This window comes from Streptomyces sp. NPDC048419 (genome assembly GCF_043200415.1).
Classification (GTDB): domain Bacteria; phylum Actinomycetota; class Actinomycetes; order Streptomycetales; family Streptomycetaceae; genus Streptomyces.
In genome coordinates, this window is the sequence record NZ_JBICXT010000025.1 from 11713 (window position 1) to 28067 (window position 16355).

Consider the following 16355-nt stretch of genomic DNA (forward strand, 5'->3'; position numbering starts at 1 on the left):
ACGGCGGACGTGGTCGTGCCCGAGGGCTGCGAGGGTGGTGCATCTGCCGGGCTGCGCCTCCGTGACCGTAGGGGCGGGTCGGCACAGGCTGGACAGCGGGGAATTCGACCGCGCCGCAGTCTGAGACCGGTCCCGGGTTCCCGAGCGGCCGTTCAGGAGGTCAGGGCGACGTCCACGTGGGCGCATCCGTGGCGGGCCGCGAGCGGCCAGGGCTCGAAAGTGTCCGTGTTGTCCGCAGCGCCCGTGGGCAGTTGGACGAACATGCGGTGCTGGTGGGCGATGACGCCGGTGGCCGGTGTGTCGAGGAGGCGGGCCAGGACGTAGGCGGCGGACAGGCTGGTGACGTCGCGGATGGTGCCCAGCGGCAGCAGGGAGCGGGTCTCGGCGATCGCCTCGTGCTCACCTGCCCGCAGGACGACGCGGGTTCCGGGTGCGATGCCGTGCGCGGCGATGGCGACCGCGATGTTGTCGAGGTCGTCCGAGCCGACGGCGGCCAGGGCCCGGGCCCGGTCGAGATGGACCTTCTCCATGACGGCCCGGTCGCCGCCGTGGCCCGTCAGGACGGGGATGCCGAGGGAACGGGCGAGACGGACGCCCGGGGCGTCCGGATCGCGTTCCACACCGACCACCGGCACGCCCAGGCGCCGCAGTTCACCGCACAGGCGCAGCCCGACCTGGCCGATGCCGACGACGATGACATGGTTCGCGCGGGGGATGGTGCGCGGTCCGATCAGCCCGACCAGCCGCGGCCCGAGCATCCGGTCGATGAGGCCCGCGGTGAACAAGGCGCTGAAGACGATGGTGCTGAGCATGAACACGCTGGCCACCACGGGATACACGGTGGAGTGCTCGGGCGCGGCAGCGGGTCCGACGGTGGCGACGACGCGGGCGGCGTCGAACAGCGCCTGCGCGGGGTGATGGCCGAGCGCGATCAGCCAGGTGAAGTCGGCGAGGAGGACGGCGAACATGCCCAGCATGCCTATGAGCATCAGCCGGGCGCCGGCGTCATGAGGCCTCAACTGCCCTGCCAGGCGCCCGATCCGGAACCGGCGGCCGGCGCGCTCCGGTCTCCAGGGTTGGGTGGACGGGGGTTGCCCGTCGACGACCCGGACGGCGTGCGGGCGGCCGTCCTTGTGGGACAGGGCGGCGATCGTGCCGTCGAGACAGGGGCCGGCCAGGGCGGGCGCCGCCAGGTCGGCCGGCGAGGTCACGTGGCACTGCGGCAGCAGGCGGAGCAGTTCACCGGCCATGGTGCGGTCGAAGATGGTGACGGTGATCGGGGTGTGGGCGGACATGTGCGCCACGGCCAGGGCGTACCGCAGCGCCGCGACGTCGTCGTGCAGCAACACCGCCACCGCGTCGGGCGGTGGCGTCATGGCCGCCCGCAGTTCCTCGTCGCCGGGCTTGGTCAGATGCCGCACGATGTGCGCACCGTCGCGCAGGGACGCGCACACGCGGCGCGCCACGTTGGTCTCGCCGATGACGACGAAGGAACGGCCGCCGGCCGGGTCGGGGGAGTGGGTCATGGCGTCTCCTCAGCCTCCGGTCAGCCGCAGTCGGCGGGGCGGTGTGGACGGTGGGGTCGAGGAAGGCTTCGTCATGGCGACCAGCCTCGCCTTTTCGCGGCGCCGACCCTGCCGCCGAAATGGATGACGATCACGTGGTGCGTTGTACGTTCGCCGCACTTGACAGGGACGATCCGATTTGCGTGGTACGGCTGCGGGTCCGGGACCTGCCGTAATTCGCTTGACCTGGGCGCGGGTCGGGGCTGCACTGTCGCGGGGCGCCACGGGCGGTGGTGCCGTCGTACAGGGGAGGCTGCGCCAGCAATGGAGATCCGTTCCACGACCGACCAGGACCTCGACGTCTTCGTCGACACGCTGCATGTCGCATTCGGGCGCTTCCCGGAGACGCCGGCCGAGGGCGGCAGCGGGGTGTGGTGGTCGGCCCTCGAAATGGACCGCAATGTGCTGGCCGTGACGGCGGACGGGCGGCCCGTCGGCACGGCGGGTGCGTACTCCTTCGAGCTCACCCTGCCCGGCGAGACCGTTCTCCCGGTCAGCGGCGTGACCGCCGTCGGCGTCGTGCCCTCGCACCGGCGCCAGGGTGTACTCAGCGCGATGATGCGGCATCAGCTGACCGAGCTGCGGGCGCGCGGGGAGGCCCTTTCTGTCCTCCTGGCCTCCGAGGCCCTGATCTACCGCAGGTTCGGCTACGGCCCGGCGACCTACATGCGGCGACTGACGGTGCAGCGCCGGCGCGCCGCGCTCGCCGCGCCCCGGGCACGGGAAGCGGCCGCGGCCCCGGCGACCGGCACCATCGAGGTGCTACGGCGTGCCGAATGCGGCGAGATCCTGGAGGAGGTCTACGACCGCTACCGCCGCACCCAGCCGGGCGCGCTGTCCCGGCCGCACCGCTGGTGGGCCTCCGGCGCCGGACAGGCCCCGATCGCTCCGACGCCGCGCTACGTCGCCGTCCACCGCGACGCCGACGGTACCCCGGACGGCTACGCCAGCTATGCGATCGGCGACTCCCAGACGCTGACGGTCGACGAGACCATCGCGACGAACGACGCCGCTTTCACGGCCCTGGCCCGTTTCGTACTCGACCACGACCTCGTCGACCAGGTCGTCTTCAAGCACTTCCCGCCCGAGCACCCGCTGCTCTGGCAGTTCACGGACTTTCGCGCCGGCGAGCTGAGCGGCGACACCGACTGGCTCTGGGTACGACTGCTGGACATCCCCCGGGCCCTGACCGCACGCGCCTGGTTCACGGACGGCGAACTCGTCCTCGACGTCGACGACCCGCTCCTCGACGAACACGGCCGCTACCTCCTGACCGTCCACGACGGCAAGGCGGACTGCGTCCCGACGGACCGAGAACCCGACCTGTCCCTGGACGTAAGCGACTTGGGCGCGATCTACCTCGGCGGCACGACTCCGAGCACGCTCGTCCGCGCCGGCCACATCAGGGCCCACCACCCGAGTGCGGCGCCCCTTGCCGACGCACTGTTCCGGGCGGAGCGGGCTCCGCATTGCCTGCACTGGTTCTGACGGGCGCTGTCATTGCTCTCCGAAGGAGCCCCCCGCGCTCTGCTGATCACGGGCACGGTCGGCGTAGGCAAGACTTCGGTGGCCGACGCCGCAGGCGGCTTGCTCGCGGACGCGGAGATCCCCAACGCGGTCATGGATCTCGACCGGCTGTGCAACTCCTGGCCGACACCCGCAGCCGACCCTTTCAATTTCGGCATGCTGCTGCGGAACCTGCGCTGCATGGCGCGGAGCTTTCTCGACGCAGGCGCGACCCGGCTTGTCCTGGCCGGGGTGGCTGAAAGCCGGGCCGAACGCAAACAGTACGAGGAGGCACTCGGTATCGGTCTGGCGGTGTGCCGCCTGCGGGTTCAACTGCCCATGGTCCACCGTCGCCTTGCTCATCGCCATGGCGACGATCACGCCGGGCTGAGCTGGCATCTGAACCGCTCGGGCGAACTCGATCGCATCCTCGACGACGCCGAGGTCGAGGATTTCACCATCGACGCCACCGACACCTCGGTATCCGCGACTGCCATGGCCGTGCTGCATCGGGCGAACTGGTTGTCAGGCTGACCAAGTCGTGTAGAAGCTCTCGGGGTTGACCAGGTACCGCACGGTCGCGTGCGGTACGTGGCGCACCGTGTGGCTCCGGCTGTACCGGTGGATCAGTTCCCAGTCCTCGCGCGGGAGCACCTTCGGGGTGCGGTGCAGGCGGCTGAAGTGCAGGGTGCCGTCGCGGCGGGCGACGAACGCGTTGGTGTCCAGGAAGGACTCACGGGCGGCGCGGTGGCGGTCGAAGGGGACGGAGAGGGTGTCGTGTTCGGTGCCGTCCGGGAGGACTCGGCGCAGCGCCGTGTAGATGCCGTCGGGGGCGCCGGGGGAGTCCAGGACCGCCAACGCCCGTTCCAGGTGGTCCGGTTCCCACAGGTTGTCGTCGTCGAGGAACGCCACGTACCGGGAGCGCGTCAGACGGATGCCCACGTTGCGGACCACGCCCGCCACGCCGGTGTTACGGGAGAGCGAGACGGCGAACAGGCGTGGGTCGTCCGGGAGTTCCGGCAGGCCGGCGCCGTCGTCGACGACTATGACCAGCTGGTCGCGGACACTCTGGGCCAGGGCCGAGCGGACCGCCGACCGCAGTGCCTCCGGGCGGCGGTGCGTGGCGATGACCGTTGCTACGAGAGCGGCGGGCGCGGCGGCGGTCGTGGCCGCGAGGCGCTGCACCTCCGCCGACTCGAAGCGGCGCAGCCGCAGCGCCGAGGGCGCCAGCAGGACCTTGTTGCGGAGTTCGAACAGGACCAGCCAGCCGAAGGCGTGCTTGAGGAGTTCCCAGGGGGCGCGGACGACGCGTCTCATCAGCTCTTCTCCTCAGCCGGACGGCTCGGGGGTGACCGGGGTGCCGTCGGCGTACCGGTTGCCGCGCCAGACGTTGCCGGACCCGGCGTTCCAGGCCGTGACGGAGCCGTATACGCCGGAGTTGCGGTGATAGCGGGTCGAGAAGACGTTGTTCGTGACCGTGATCCCGGTTGCTCCGTCGCCGCCGCCGTACAGGGCGTACGCGCCGCCCGCCAGAAGGTTGTTGTCGACGACGGTGTTGGAGACGTGGCCGGTGTCGGCGAACAGGCCGATGCTCGCGGACGCGCCCCGGTTGACGTCGACCGGGTTCAGGAGCGTGTTGTGACGAATGATCAGCTGTCCGGAGTTGCCGCCGCCACTGATCACCGCGTCCGTGTGCTGCCACTCGCCGCCGGCGTTGCGGAAGGGCACGAGATCGTGGACGTAGTTGTCGTGAATGTTGCCCTGGCCCATGGACAGGGCGTTGCCGAAGACGGAGATGTCGCACCAGCCGACCTCGATGGAGCTGGCGCCCATGTTGGACACGGCGTAGTCCACACCGCCGTTGTCGGGGCCCTTGCCCGGAACGGCGGTGATGGTGGTGTGCAGGATGCGCAGACCCTTGAAGCCGGGGCGCAGGTTGACCCCCCACCAGTTGGTGGACGTGATCTTGGAGTCGATGATGGTCACGTTGTCGGCGTAGATGTCGAGTGACCCGGTGATGTCCCAGCCCTTGATGACCGTGCCGTCGGTCTTGATGCTCATGTTCCCCGTGGAATGCGGCTTGAGGGCCGAACGGGGGCCGGTGGTACGGCCGTTGGGAAAGCCGGCTTCCAGGGACGTCACCGTGGTGGAGCGTGCCGAGGGCTTGGCGCTGGGGCCGTGGGTGCCGGGAGCGGAGGCTGAAGGGCTCGTGCTGGGCGTGGCCCGTGCCGAGGGGGCGGCGCTCGTCGGGTCGTCTGCGGCGGCCGGGGGCCGGTCATGGGTGCTGGGAGCCTGACTGGCCGAGGTGGAGCCGGCGGACCCGGAGCAGCCCGCGGTCAGCAGGAGGGCCAGGCCGGCGAGACAGGTGCGGAGCCTGGTCATACGGTCTCCGGTGTCCGGGAGGTGCCGCGCAGGAATCGGCGGCTGGGCAGCACGCACACCGCGTAACTGGCCAGCGCGACCGTGCCGATGGCGAGCAGCGCGAGGACACCGTCGCCGAGTAGCCACTTCGCGGCGAGGAGTACCAGGGTCATCACGATTCCCCCGAGGAAGGGCCAGGCACAGGCTCTGGCGATGTGGGCGAGGCCGATTCCGGCCCGGCCGAGGGCGTGCAGGAAGACGGGGACCACCAGCACGGCGCCGACCAGGACATGGCCCTGGGAGACGCCGACGATGCCGCCCATCCGGGCCCCGGCGATCAGCACGGGGACCAGGGCGAGGACCCACAGCCCCTGGACGAGGATGAGGGAGCGGCGCTGTCCGGTGGCGACCAGGCAGTCGTAGGCGAGTTCGCAGCCGATGCGGATCAGGCCCAGGGCCATCAGCCAGGGCAGGGCGTGGGCGGCGGGCAGCCATTTGTCGCCGTAGATGAGCTGGACGACGGGGCCGGCGAGGCCGCCGAGCAGGACGCACAGCGGCACGGTGCCGGTGACCAGAACCCCGAGGGCGCGGCTGAAGCCCTGGGCAAGGGCCTGCGGGGAGTCGGCGAGGCGGGAGAAGCCGGCGAAGGAGACGCGTCTGGCCGCCTCGGAGATGACGCGGACCGGCCAGCCGGACATGTTGAACGCCAGGACGTAGAAGCCGAGGGCGACTCCGCCGAGCGTGGAGCCGACGACCATGGTGTCCACGTTGACGACCGCGAGCGCGAGCAGGCTCGCGCCGGCCAGCGGGAGCCCGAACCGCAGCAGCGCGCGGGCCTGTTCGCGGTCCCAGCCGAAGCGCAGGGTGCCGGGCGCGGCGACGGCGCAGCCGATGAGGGCGGCGACGTTGCCCACGACCGCGCCCCAGGCGAAGCTCATCGCGCCCCAGCCGGCGAAGGCCAGCACCAGGGTCACGGCGGTGCTGAGGACGAAGTTGAGCGCGTCGATGACCATCCGCTTGCCCTGCGCGAACTCCCGGGTCAGGAAGCTCGCGGGCACCTGGGCCACTCCGTCGATCACCAGGCACAGGCACATGACCCGCAGGACGCCCGTGGCGTGCGGCGAGGCGAGCAGGCCGGCCACCGTCGGCGCCGAGAGGAACAGGCCGACGTAGAGCAGGCAGCTGGTCGCGGTGGCCAGGGTCAGTACGGTCGGCGCGAAGCGGCGCGGGTCGCCGTCCCAGCGGACGATGGCCAGGCTGACGCCCAGCTCGTTCGCCGAGAGCAGCACCAGCAGCACGGTCTGGGCGATGCCGTACACGCCCCACTCGGCCGGCCCCAGGGCGAAGCGCGCCAGCAGGATGCCGGTGGCGAAGTTGCCCAGGCGCATGACCACGGTGTTGATCAGGCTCCAGCGGGCCGCCGAACGGACCTTCGTCCCGAAGGAGTCGGGGGCGGGAGCGCTTTCGCTTGTCTCAGCGGTGCCACCATCCGGGGAGAGCCGGGCCGCCGTCGTTTTCTCGTGCGCCGCAGATGTCCCGCTCGCCTCAGATCTCTCGCTGTCGGGTGTGCGAACGCTGTCCATGAGTCGACTCCTCGTCGAGCGGCTCGGCGGGCGCCACCGCCGTGGCGGACCGGCCGGCCCTCGGCTGTGCGGCCCGCCGGTTCTCGGCGGCCCGCGACCAGGCGGGCGGGCGCCGGAGGGCGATCGTCTGTTCCGCGACCGGCTCCCCGGCCGTCGGCTCCGGGATGGAGACCGGGTCCACGAGTTCTTCGGGCTGTACGGCCTCTTCCGGCGCGGGCGCCGTGCGCGGCCGGCGGCGTGCCTCAACGTAGAAGACGCCGACCAGGCTCAGCACCAGGCCCAGACCTCCGGCCATCACCATGTATTCGAGCCGCGTCTTGGTCTGTGCGACCGGGTTCTGGGGCGGCACGATCGTCGTCATGCGGATCATGGCCTTGGAGTTGACCTTCTGCTGCTTCTGGAACTGGTCCAGACGGTCCTTGGCGTACGACGTCAGGAGCTTGTCCGAGGCGAGCACGGAGGCCTTGTCGGTGCCGGTGACCGTGAGCCACATCAGCGGACCCTGGGCGTTGTCGGCCAGCTTGGCCTCGAACGTGCCCTTCGCACCGAGGGACTTGAGGTCCCGCAGCGAGTCGTCGGAGTTGAGGTTGCGCGCCAGGCTGTCGGCCATACCGGTCAGTGAGGTCTGGGTACTGAGGAAGGGGTTGCCGTCATAGGCCACGGTGGCCTTCTGGGAGTTGAGGAGGACCACCGTGCTCTGTGACTGGTAGGTGACCGGGACCATCGTGACCACGCCGACGATGAGGCCGGCGGTCAGCAGCAGTCCCGGCAGCAGGACGTACCAGCGCCTGCGCATCACCCGGAAGATCTCAGCGAGATCCATGGTGGTCCCCCCTAGCGACCAGACGTTCGACGAGCATATGTTGCAAGCGGATCATATGGGGAAGGTTCGGTCCGTGGGGCTCGTCCGGTCGATGGGTGCCTTCTGGCCGACGAGTCTCGGCCGGTCGGTCGATGTCGGAAGGTCTGCAGATGCCGGCAGGTCGGTCGGCCGCCGGCGGGTGGCCGCCGTGCCTCCTGCCAGCAGTACGTCGGCGATACGGTCGCTCGCGCGGCCGTCCCACAACTCGGGCCGGCGTGGCGCGGGCGGAGCGCCCAGCACCTGGTTCACGGTGGCCACGATGCGCTCCGGGTCCCGGCCGGCCAGCACGTTGGTGCCCAGCTCGACGGTGATGGGGCGCTCGGTGTTGTCGCGCAGGGTCACGCAGGGCACGCCCAGCGCGGTGGTCTCCTCCTGCACGCCGCCGGAGTCGGTGAGGACCACGCGGGCGGCGTCCTGAAGGGCGATGAAGTCCAAGTACCCCGCGGGCTGCACGAGTTGAACGCCTCCCGGGACTCCGATGTCGGCCAGCTTCCCGGCCGCCCGCGGGTGCACGGGAAGCACGAGCGGGCAGCTCCCCGCGATCTCGCCGAGCGCCTTCAGGAGTCCGGCGAGGACCTCGGGGTCGTCGACGTTGGCGGGGCGATGCAGGGTGACCAGGCCGAACTCGCCCTTGGACAGGCCGTATCGGCCAAGGACGTTCGAGGCCCGCGCCCGTTCCAGGTTGGCCAGCAGCGTGTCGATCATGACGTTGCCGACGAGGTGGACCTGGTCATCCCGGTAGCCCTCCGCGCGCAGGTTGTCCACGGCGTCGGGGGAGGGGGCCAGCAGGTAGTCGGCGACGCGGTCGGTGGCGACGCGGTTGACCTCCTCCGGCATGCTCCAGTCGCGGCTGCGCAGGCCGGCCTCGACATGGGCGAGCAGCGGGCCGGCCTTGGCGGTGACCAGGGCGCAGGCCAGGGTGGAGTTGATGTCGCCGACCACGACGACGATGTCCGGGGACACCTCGTCGAGGAGCGGTTCGAACGCGGTCATCACGCGTCCGGTCTGCTCGGCGTGGGTGCCGGAGCCGACCCCGAGGTAGCGGTCGGGCGGGCGGATGCCGAGGTCGGCGAAGAACACGTCGTTCATGGCCGGGTCGTAGTGCTGGCCGGTGTGGACGAGGACGACCTCGGCGCCCCGGTGCTCCAGGGCGTCCATCACCGGTTTGATCTTCATGTAGTTGGGGCGTGCGCCGGCGACGCAGACGATGCGCGGCATGGGTCAGAGCACCTCGATCGTGGGCCCGGCCGGGAGCCGTCGGCGGCAGTCCAGGACGAAGGGAGCGTGTTCGGCGACGAGTTCGTAGTCGAACCCGTCGTGGTCGGTGAGCAGGACCACCACATCGGCGTCCGCCAGCTCCTGCGGCGTCGGCTCGACCCGCACCAGCCGGCTGTCCATCGGCAGGCTCTCCACCACGTGCGGATCCGCGGCCCTGACCTGCGCTCCCATGTCGAGCAGGAGTTGGGAGATGCGCAGGGCGGGCGACTCGCGGGCGTCGCCGGTGTTCTTCTTGTACGCCAGGCCGAGCAGCAGGATGCGCGAGCCGTTCACGGAGCGGCGTCTCTCGTTGAACAGGTCGGTGATACGGCGCGTGACGTACTCGGGCATGTGGTTGTTGATGTCGTTGGCCAGCTCCACGAAGCGGAAGCTCTGGCCGAGTTCGCGTTGCACGCGCCAGGACAGGTACGAGGGGTCGATCGGCAGGCAGTGGCCGCCGACGCCCGGGCCGGGCGTGAACTTCATGAACCCGAAGGGCTTGGTGGAGGCCGCGTCGATGGCCTGCCAGATGTCGATGTCCAGGTGGTGGGCGAACATCGCGACCTCGTTGACCAGCGCGATGTTCACGTGCCGGAAGGTGTTCTCCAGCAGCTTGGCCAGCTCGGCCTCCTTGGGCGAGCCCACCGGCACGGTGGTGTCGACGAGTTGGCCGTAGAAGTCATCCACCGCCTTGAGCGACGACTCGCTGACGCCGGAGACGACCTTCGGAGTCTCCTTGAAGCCCCATACTGCGTTGCCCGGGTCGATCCGTTCGGGGCTGTAGCCGAGGTGGAAGTCGGTCCCCGCGGTCAGGCCCGAGCCCTCCTCCAGGATCGGGCCGAACATCTCCTGGGTGGTGCCCGGGTAGGTCGTCGACTCGAGGATGACGGTGGCGCCGGGGCGGAGGTAGCGGCCGAGGGTGACGGCCGATTCCCTGATGTAGCGGAGGTCGGGCATGCCCTCGTGCAGCGGGGTCGGCACGGTCACCACCGCGACGTCGAAACCGCCGCAGTCGCGGGCCGAATCGCTCGCACGGTAGGTGCCGTTGTCCAACGCCGCACGGATCCGCTCGGAGGAGACGTCCTCGACGAAGGACTCACCGGCGGCGAGGCTCTTGATCCTTCGGGTGTCGACGTCGTAGCCGATCACCTCGTGTCCGACCTCGGCGGCCCGGATGGCCAGCGGGAGACCGACGTAACCCTGTCCCACGACGACTACGCGCATCAGTGACTCCTTTTCGCGGGAGCTGCCGACGGGGTGAGCCGGAAGAGCTCGCGCGCCGTCATGAGGAGGAAGGAGGCATTGGTGGTCACGTAGCGCCGGCCCAGCCGGCGCGGTTCCTGCACCGCGCGGTAGAGCCACTCCATGCCCCACCGCTGCCAGGAGGCGGGGGCCCGCTTGGTGACCCCGGCCAGGATGTCGAAGGAGCCGCCGACGCCGTGCACCACGCGGGCGCCGGTGCGGGTGCCGTAGGCGGCGGTGAAGATCTCCTTCTTCGGCGAGGTCATGCCAAGGAAGAGCATCTGGGCGCCACTTCGCGCGATTCCGTCGGCGATCTCCTGCTGCTCGGAGTCGGCGAAGTAGCCGTTGCGGCTGCCGGCCACCTTCAGGCCGGGGAAGCGGTCGGCCACCTTCAGCAGCATCTGGTCCAGCACCTCCTGTTTGGCGCCGAGGAAGTACACGGGGATGCCCGTGGTCTCCGCCTCGGCGAGCAGGCGCAGGAACAGGTCGATGCCGGCCACCCGTTCGGGCAGCGGGGCGCGCAGGATGCGGCCGGCCCACACCACGGCCTGTCCGTCCGCGAGCACCAGGTCGCAGCCGGAGACGGCCTTGGCGAGGCGGTCGTCGCGCCGCATGTTCACCAGCTTCGCGGCGTTGACCACGCCGATCTCCAACTGCCTGCCGTCACGGACCGCTTCCAGGCAGCGCTCGACGGTCTGGTCCATGGTCAGCGGGTCCAGTTCGACCCCGAACAGCTGTTGACGCTGCGTCATATCCGGCCCCCCTGCCAGGCGTAGAGCATCCAGCCGAACTCGTACGGCCGGCATTCGCGGTCCACGGACAGAGGGCGGTACATCCGGTCCAGGGACTTCAGCCGCAGGCCGGGCGCGACGCGGGTGGACAGGCCACGGGCGGCGCGTACGGCCTTCTTCGGGTCGCCCCGGTAGACCTTGCGCCAGGTGGCGCCGAGCTCGTCGAGGATCATCGGCTCCCGGTGCTCCGAACCCGCCAGTTCGGGTACGTCCGTCATCCAGCGCAGGCCCTTGCGGATCGCCGCACCGAAGTCGGTGCCGCCCGCGTCCGCGAGGTCGAACAGCGCGGTCGGCGCCATCGCGTGCTGGTGGACGCTGTAGACGGGGTAGCCCTCCACGACGCCGCCGGTGCGCGCGTCGTAGTGCCACCACCACTGCCCGCCCTCACCCTGCAGCTCGCAGATGCGTGCCGCGCAGGCGTCGGACGCGGCCAGCGCCTCCGCGTCGCCGTCGTCGGCGCTCGCGTGGGCGCGGGCCAGAGCCTGCAGCGGGTAGGTCTGGTCGGCGAAGCAGGCGATGTGCGTCCGGTACCAGGGCACCAGGCCGGGGCCGGTGGCGTGCGGGAACAGAGGGCTGTCGCCGATACGGGCGCGCAGCAGGCGGTCCCGGGCCGCGGTGAAGCGTTCCTCCACGTCGACCGATTCGCGGGCGGCCGCGAGGGCGGACAGCACCCACGCCGCCTCGACGGTGTACTGCGGCCGGCCCTCCTCGTCGAGCGCGTAGACCCGCGCGAGGGCGTCGGAGAGTTTGGGGTGGTCGGTCTCGGCGGCGGCCCAGGCGATGAGCGCCGCGTCGCCGAGGTTGGTCACCGCGGGCAGCGACTCGACCAGCAGGCCCGCGAACTCCTGGGCCGTACGCCCGCCGAGGACCGCACGCTGGCGCTCCTCCGGCAGGAAGCGGACGCCGAGTGCGGTGATGGCCCCGTAGCGGGTGCTGGCCCCGCGCCGTTCCAGGGCCCAGGAGCCGTCGGGGGCCTGCTGCCCGGCCATGGTGAAGACGAAGGCCTCACTCCCCGGAAGCAGCATGGATGGAAGTCCCGACTCGGCGACTTTCAGCAGTCGTTGGGCGAGCGCGAACAGCGGCGGTTCCTCATGGCCGAGTGCCGCCAGACGTGTGGTGGTCATCTTTTGGACACACCAACCCCCCTGGGTCCTGTGAACAGACTTGTGATCGCCGCGGAGTGGATGGTCACGCGGCGTAAGGCAGACGTCGGACTGCGCAGTTGTCAGACGTCAGGCATCGGAGCGTGGTCGCTCCTGATTTCAGACACAGGTGTCCCCACCCCTGTAACCCCCCCTGGGTACTTCGGGTCCGTGTGCTCATTGTGCTTGCTCTGCACACTTCACACACATGTTATGCCGGGAGATGTTCGAAGATTTGCGGTTTGGGGGAAACAGGAGGCTACGCGCGTTCGACGAGTTGGGTGTCCTTCTCGTCGTACAGCGCGCCCGTCTCGGGGCACTCCCACACCCCGGGCTCGCCCTCGCGCTCGGTCAGTCGTACGCCGGCCCTGCCGACCCAGCCGATGCGGCGCGCCGGAACACCGGCCACCAGGGCGAAGTCGGGCACGTCCCGGGTCACCACGGCGCCCGCGGCGACCAGCGCCCAGCGGCCGATGCGCACCGGCGCGACACACACCGAACGGGCCCCCACCGACGCCCCCTCGGCCACCACCACGGCCACGGCCTCCCAGTCGCCACCGCGCTTCAACTTGCCCTCGGGGTCCACCGAGCGCGGGAAGTAGTCGTTGGTGAACACCGCCGCAGGGCCGACGAACACGCCGTCCTCGAGGACCGCGGGCTCGTAGACCAGCGCGTAGTTCTGCAGCTTGACGTTGTCGCCGATACGGACGCCGGGGCCGACGTAGGCGCCCCGGCCCACGATGCAGCCGCTGCCCAGCCGGGCGTCCTCCCGGACCTGGGCCAGATCCCAGATCGTCGTCCCGTCACCGATCGTGGCCGTCTCGTCGACCTGGGCGGTCGGCTGAATCCTCGAGCTCACCGGACTGAACCTTTCTTCTCGTCGAGCAGAGCAGGGAACGCCGCCTTGAGCGCCTCGCGCCAGGGACGCATGGGTTCGATCGCCGCCCGGCGCCAGCCGTCGTGGCCCAGGACGCTGTACGCGGGACGGGGTGCGGGTCGTACGAAGGCATCACTGGTGGTCGGCCGCACGCGCGCGGGATCCGCGCCGAGCAGCCTGAACACCTCGCGCGCCAGGCCGAACCAGGTCGTCTCGCCACCGCTGGTGCCGTGGTAGACACCGGCGGGCGCGGTCCCGGCGAGGGCGGCCTGCCCGAGCCGCACCAGCCGGTCGGCGAGGTCCACCGTCCAAGTGGGCTGCCCGCGTTGGTCGTCGACCACGTCAAGGGTCTCCTTGACGGACTCCAGCCTGATCATCGTGTCGACGAAGTTCCCGCCGCCCGCTCCGTACAGCCAGGCCGTCCGCACCACATACCCCGAGTCGGGAAGCGCGCCCAACACCGCTTGTTCTCCCGCGAGTTTGGTACGGCCGTACGCGCTGCGCGGTGCGGCCGGGGCGTCCTCGGGATACGGGCTGGTGCCGTCGCCCGCGAAGACGTAGTCCGTCGACACATGGACGAGTGCGGCGCCGGTCTTCGCACATGCCTCGGCCAGCTGCCGTGGCCCGTCGCCGTTGACCCGCAGGGCGTCCGCCTCGCGTGCCTCGGCATCGTCAACCGCCGTCCAGGCGGCGCAGTTGACCACGATCCGGGGCCGGCGCGCCGCCAGCACGTCGTGCACCATGTCGGCGTCGGTGATGTCGAGACCGGCCCGGTCCAGGCCGGCGGGCGACTCGCCGTCCCGGCGCAGCCGCGCCATGACGTCCTGCCCGAGCATGCCGGTGGCGCCGGTGATCAACCAGGTGGTGGTCGTGGAGGTCATGGTTTCCGCTCGTCTTCGAAAGAGGTCCGGGGAAGCGGACTTAGAGAGCTGCGCGCTCCTTGAGCGGCTCCCACCAGGCTCGGTTCTCCCGGTACCATGTCACCGTCTCCGCAAGGCCGGTGGCGAAGCCTTTGCGCGGCGCGTACCCCAACTCGTCTCGCGCCTTGGTGCAGTCCACCGAGTAGCGGCGGTCGTGGCCCTTGCGGTCGGCGACGTACTCGACGCTGGTGTCCCAGTTCGCGCCGCAGGCTTCCAGCAGCAGGGCGGTGAGGTCCTTGTTGGTCAACTCGGTGCCGCCGCCGATGTTGTAGACCTCGCCGGCCCGGCCCTTGGTGCGGACCAGTTCGATGCCCTGGACGTGGTCGTCGATGTGCAGCCAGTCGCGAACGTTGCCGCCGTCGCCGTAGAGCGGGACCTTCCTGCCGTCCAGCAGGTTGGTGATGAACAGCGGGATGACCTTCTCGGGGAACTGGTGGTGCCCGTAGTTGTTGGAGCAGCGGGTCACCCGTACGTCCAGGCCGTGGGTGCGGTGCTGGGCCAGGGCGATCAGGTCGCTGGACGCCTTGGAGGCGGCGTACGGGGAGTTGGGGCTGAGCGGGTCCGTCTCCGGCCAGGAGCCGGTGTCGACGGAGCCGTACACCTCGTCGGTGGAAACGTGCACGAAGCGGCCCACTCGGTGCCGCAGGGCGGCGTCCAACAGGGTCTGGGTGCCCAGGACGTTGGTGCGGATGAAGTCGGTGGCGCCCAGGATGGAGCGGTCCACGTGCGACTCGGCGGCGAAGTGCACGACCTCGTCGTGCTGGGCGAGGAGCTCGTCGACCAGCTCGCCGTCGCAGATGTCGCCCTTGACGAAGGCGAGTTGGGGGTGGTCGCGCACCGGGTCGAGATTGGCCGGATTGCCCGCGTAGGTGAGCGCGTCCAGCACCGTGACCGCCACCTCGCCCGGTCCGGCCGGGCCGAGCAGCGTGCGGACGTAGTGCGAGCCGATGAAGCCGGCACCGCCGGTCACCAGCATTCTGGTCGTCATGAGGAGATCTGCACCTTGCTGTGGTCGCCGAGGACGAAACGGTGGGCCGAGGGGCGGCGAGGCGCGGGAGTCACCTCGACGTTGCGGCCGATGAGGGAGGCCTCCACGCGGCGGACGCCGCTGACCGAGGAGTCGCGCAGCACGATCGAGTACTCGATCTCGCTGTCCTCGATCCGGCAGTCGCCGGCGATCGAGGTGTACGGGCCGATGTAGGAGTCGGTGATCACGGTGTTCGCGCCGATCACCGCCGGACCCACGATCCGGCTGCCGGTCACCTTCGCGCCGGCCTCGATGCGCACCCGGCCGATGATCTCGCTGGCGTCGTCGACCGTGCCGTGGATCTCGCCCTCCAGGCGCTCTAGCACCGAGCGGTTGACCTCGAGCATGTCGGTGACGTTCCCGGTGTCCTTCCAGTACCCGGAGATCGTCGTGGACCGCACATCACGGCCCGCGTCGATCATCCACTGGATGGCGTGGGTGATCTCCAACTCGCCGCGCCAGGACGGCTTGATCGCGCGTACGGCCTCGTGGACGGCCGGGGTGAACAGATACACCCCCACCAGCGCCATGTCGCTCTTGGGGTGCTCGGGCTTCTCCTCCAGGCCGGCCACGCGGCCGTCCGCGTCCAGTTCGGCCACCCCGAAGGCGGTCGGGTTCGCGACTTTCGTCAACAGGATCTGCGCGTCGGGCCGTTCGGCACGGAAGGCGTCCACCAGGTCGGTGATGCCACCGACGACGAAGTTGTCGCCGAGGTACATCACGAAGTCGTCATCGCCCAGGAACGCCCGGGCGATCAGCACCGCGTGGGCCAGCCCCAGCGGCTGGTCCTGTGGGATGTAGGTGACGTCCAGACCGAACGCGGAGCCGTCGCCGACCGCTTCGCGGATCTCCTCGGCCGTGTCCCCGACGATGATCCCGACCTCGGTGATGCCGGCTTCTGCGATCGCCTCCAGACCGTAAAAGAGCACCGGTTTGTTCGCTACCGGTACGAGTTGTTTCGCCGATGTATGCGTTATGGGGCGCAATCGGGTACCTGAGCCACCAGACAACAGGAGTGCCTTCACGAGATCACCATACTTTCGCGGTGCTTGCCGACGAAAGGATTCCGCATATGTACGGCAGGTCTTCGCCACGTGGGGCAGGTGGGGCTTACCGGGTGTGTCGGGAGGAATCGGAGCGTAGATGATCGCTTGATCGCCAAGGGTGCCGTTCACAATTCGTCCCCGACCCTTTGGAAACTGGTTCGACGCGTCTGGTGAGC

General features: G+C 70.1%; 15 protein-coding genes. 2 read left to right on the forward strand and 13 right to left on the reverse strand.

All coding sequences use genetic code 11. The annotated features are described in order from the left end of the window. Positions 1 to 152: 152 nt before the first annotated feature. Positions 153 to 1526, reverse strand: a complete 1374-nt coding sequence (locus ACGFYN_RS36975; RefSeq protein WP_393870345.1) for a potassium channel family protein — start codon at positions 1524 to 1526, stop codon at positions 153 to 155. Between the two features lie 303 nt (positions 1527 to 1829). Here ACGFYN_RS36975 and ACGFYN_RS36980 point away from each other — a divergent pair, with 303 nt between their 5' ends. Then, positions 1830 to 3053: a GNAT family N-acetyltransferase gene (locus tag ACGFYN_RS36980; RefSeq protein WP_393870346.1), complete on the forward strand. Its 1224-nt coding sequence runs from the start codon at positions 1830 to 1832 to the stop codon at positions 3051 to 3053. A 78-nt stretch (positions 3054 to 3131) separates the two neighbouring features. Beyond that, a complete protein-coding gene (locus tag ACGFYN_RS36985) occupies positions 3132 to 3605 on the forward strand; it encodes a hypothetical protein (RefSeq protein WP_393870347.1) in 474 nt (157 codons plus the stop codon). Here the strand turns inward: ACGFYN_RS36985 and ACGFYN_RS36990 are convergent. The 12 genes from ACGFYN_RS36990 to ACGFYN_RS37045 all read right to left on the reverse strand — a co-directional run bounded on the left by ACGFYN_RS36990 (position 3597) and on the right by ACGFYN_RS37045 (position 16158). Continuing rightward, positions 3597 to 4388: a glycosyltransferase family 2 protein gene (locus ACGFYN_RS36990; RefSeq protein WP_393870348.1), complete on the reverse strand. Its 792-nt coding sequence runs from the start codon at positions 4386 to 4388 to the stop codon at positions 3597 to 3599. The genes ACGFYN_RS36985 and ACGFYN_RS36990 overlap by 9 nt on opposite strands. 12 nt (positions 4389 to 4400) lie before the next feature. Beyond that, positions 4401 to 5453 carry a hypothetical protein gene (locus ACGFYN_RS36995; RefSeq protein ID WP_393870349.1) on the reverse strand — a complete coding sequence of 351 codons (1053 nt, stop codon included), beginning with the start codon at positions 5451 to 5453 and terminating at the stop codon, positions 4401 to 4403. Continuing rightward, positions 5450 to 7015 carry an oligosaccharide flippase family protein gene (locus ACGFYN_RS37000; RefSeq protein WP_393870350.1) on the reverse strand — a complete coding sequence of 522 codons (1566 nt, stop codon included), beginning with the start codon at positions 7013 to 7015 and terminating at the stop codon, positions 5450 to 5452. The genes ACGFYN_RS36995 and ACGFYN_RS37000 overlap by 4 nt, the downstream gene beginning before the upstream one ends. Continuing rightward, the gene (locus ACGFYN_RS37005; protein WP_393870351.1) at positions 6978 to 7838 is read right to left on the reverse strand and encodes a chain length determinant protein; all 861 of its coding nucleotides are present in this window, start codon (positions 7836 to 7838) and stop codon (positions 6978 to 6980) included. Before ACGFYN_RS37005 ends, ACGFYN_RS37000 begins: the two co-directional genes overlap by 38 nt. Before the next feature lie 51 nt (positions 7839 to 7889). Next, positions 7890 to 9095, reverse strand: a complete 1206-nt coding sequence (gene wecB / locus ACGFYN_RS37010) for a non-hydrolyzing UDP-N-acetylglucosamine 2-epimerase (protein ID WP_393870352.1) — start codon at positions 9093 to 9095, stop codon at positions 7890 to 7892. A gap of 3 nt (positions 9096 to 9098) precedes the next feature. Then, positions 9099 to 10358: a nucleotide sugar dehydrogenase gene (locus tag ACGFYN_RS37015; protein ID WP_393870353.1), complete on the reverse strand. Its 1260-nt coding sequence runs from the start codon at positions 10356 to 10358 to the stop codon at positions 9099 to 9101. Beyond that, entirely contained in the window at positions 10358 to 11128 is a 771-nt protein-coding gene (locus ACGFYN_RS37020; protein WP_393870354.1) for a WecB/TagA/CpsF family glycosyltransferase, read from the reverse strand. Before ACGFYN_RS37020 ends, ACGFYN_RS37015 begins: the two co-directional genes overlap by 1 nt. Then, positions 11125 to 12291 carry a hypothetical protein gene (locus ACGFYN_RS37025; RefSeq protein ID WP_393870355.1) on the reverse strand — a complete coding sequence of 389 codons (1167 nt, stop codon included), beginning with the start codon at positions 12289 to 12291 and terminating at the stop codon, positions 11125 to 11127. Before ACGFYN_RS37025 ends, ACGFYN_RS37020 begins: the two co-directional genes overlap by 4 nt. 277 nt (positions 12292 to 12568) lie before the next feature. Beyond that, the gene (locus ACGFYN_RS37030) at positions 12569 to 13168 is read right to left on the reverse strand and encodes an acyltransferase (protein WP_393870356.1); all 600 of its coding nucleotides are present in this window, start codon (positions 13166 to 13168) and stop codon (positions 12569 to 12571) included. Further along, positions 13165 to 14067, reverse strand: a complete 903-nt coding sequence (rfbD, locus tag ACGFYN_RS37035; protein WP_393870357.1) for a dTDP-4-dehydrorhamnose reductase — start codon at positions 14065 to 14067, stop codon at positions 13165 to 13167. The genes ACGFYN_RS37030 and rfbD overlap by 4 nt, the downstream gene beginning before the upstream one ends. A gap of 40 nt (positions 14068 to 14107) precedes the next feature. Then, positions 14108 to 15094, reverse strand: a complete 987-nt coding sequence (rfbB, locus tag ACGFYN_RS37040; protein ID WP_393870358.1) for a dTDP-glucose 4,6-dehydratase — start codon at positions 15092 to 15094, stop codon at positions 14108 to 14110. Beyond that, on the reverse strand, positions 15091 to 16158 hold the full coding sequence (locus tag ACGFYN_RS37045; RefSeq protein ID WP_393870359.1) for a glucose-1-phosphate thymidylyltransferase: 1068 nt from the start codon (positions 16156 to 16158) through the stop codon (positions 15091 to 15093). Before ACGFYN_RS37045 ends, rfbB begins: the two co-directional genes overlap by 4 nt. Between the last annotated feature and the right edge of the window lie 197 nt (positions 16159 to 16355).

Bases quoted from the DNA above. Each gene is read 5' to 3' on its own strand.
- ACGFYN_RS36975 (WP_393870345.1), bottom strand. From the start codon at position 1,526: ATGACCCACTCCCCCGACCCGGCCGGCGGCCGTTCCTTCGTCGTCATC.
- ACGFYN_RS36980 (WP_393870346.1), top strand. From the start codon at position 1,830: ATGGAGATCCGTTCCACGACCGACCAGGACCTCGACGTCTTCGTCGAC.
- ACGFYN_RS36990 (WP_393870348.1), bottom strand. From the start codon at position 4,388: ATGAGACGCGTCGTCCGCGCCCCCTGGGAACTCCTCAAGCACGCCTTC.
- ACGFYN_RS36995 (WP_393870349.1), bottom strand. From the start codon at position 5,453: ATGACCAGGCTCCGCACCTGTCTCGCCGGCCTGGCCCTCCTGCTGACC.
- ACGFYN_RS37000 (WP_393870350.1), bottom strand. From the start codon at position 7,015: ATGGACAGCGTTCGCACACCCGACAGCGAGAGATCTGAGGCGAGCGGG.
- ACGFYN_RS37005 (WP_393870351.1), bottom strand. From the start codon at position 7,838: ATGGATCTCGCTGAGATCTTCCGGGTGATGCGCAGGCGCTGGTACGTC.
- wecB (WP_393870352.1), bottom strand. From the start codon at position 9,095: ATGCCGCGCATCGTCTGCGTCGCCGGCGCACGCCCCAACTACATGAAG.
- ACGFYN_RS37015 (WP_393870353.1), bottom strand. From the start codon at position 10,358: ATGCGCGTAGTCGTCGTGGGACAGGGTTACGTCGGTCTCCCGCTGGCC.
- ACGFYN_RS37020 (WP_393870354.1), bottom strand. From the start codon at position 11,128: ATGACGCAGCGTCAACAGCTGTTCGGGGTCGAACTGGACCCGCTGACC.
- ACGFYN_RS37025 (WP_393870355.1), bottom strand. From the start codon at position 12,291: ATGACCACCACACGTCTGGCGGCACTCGGCCATGAGGAACCGCCGCTG.
- rfbD (WP_393870357.1), bottom strand. From the start codon at position 14,067: ATGACCTCCACGACCACCACCTGGTTGATCACCGGCGCCACCGGCATG.
- rfbB (WP_393870358.1), bottom strand. From the start codon at position 15,094: ATGACGACCAGAATGCTGGTGACCGGCGGTGCCGGCTTCATCGGCTCG.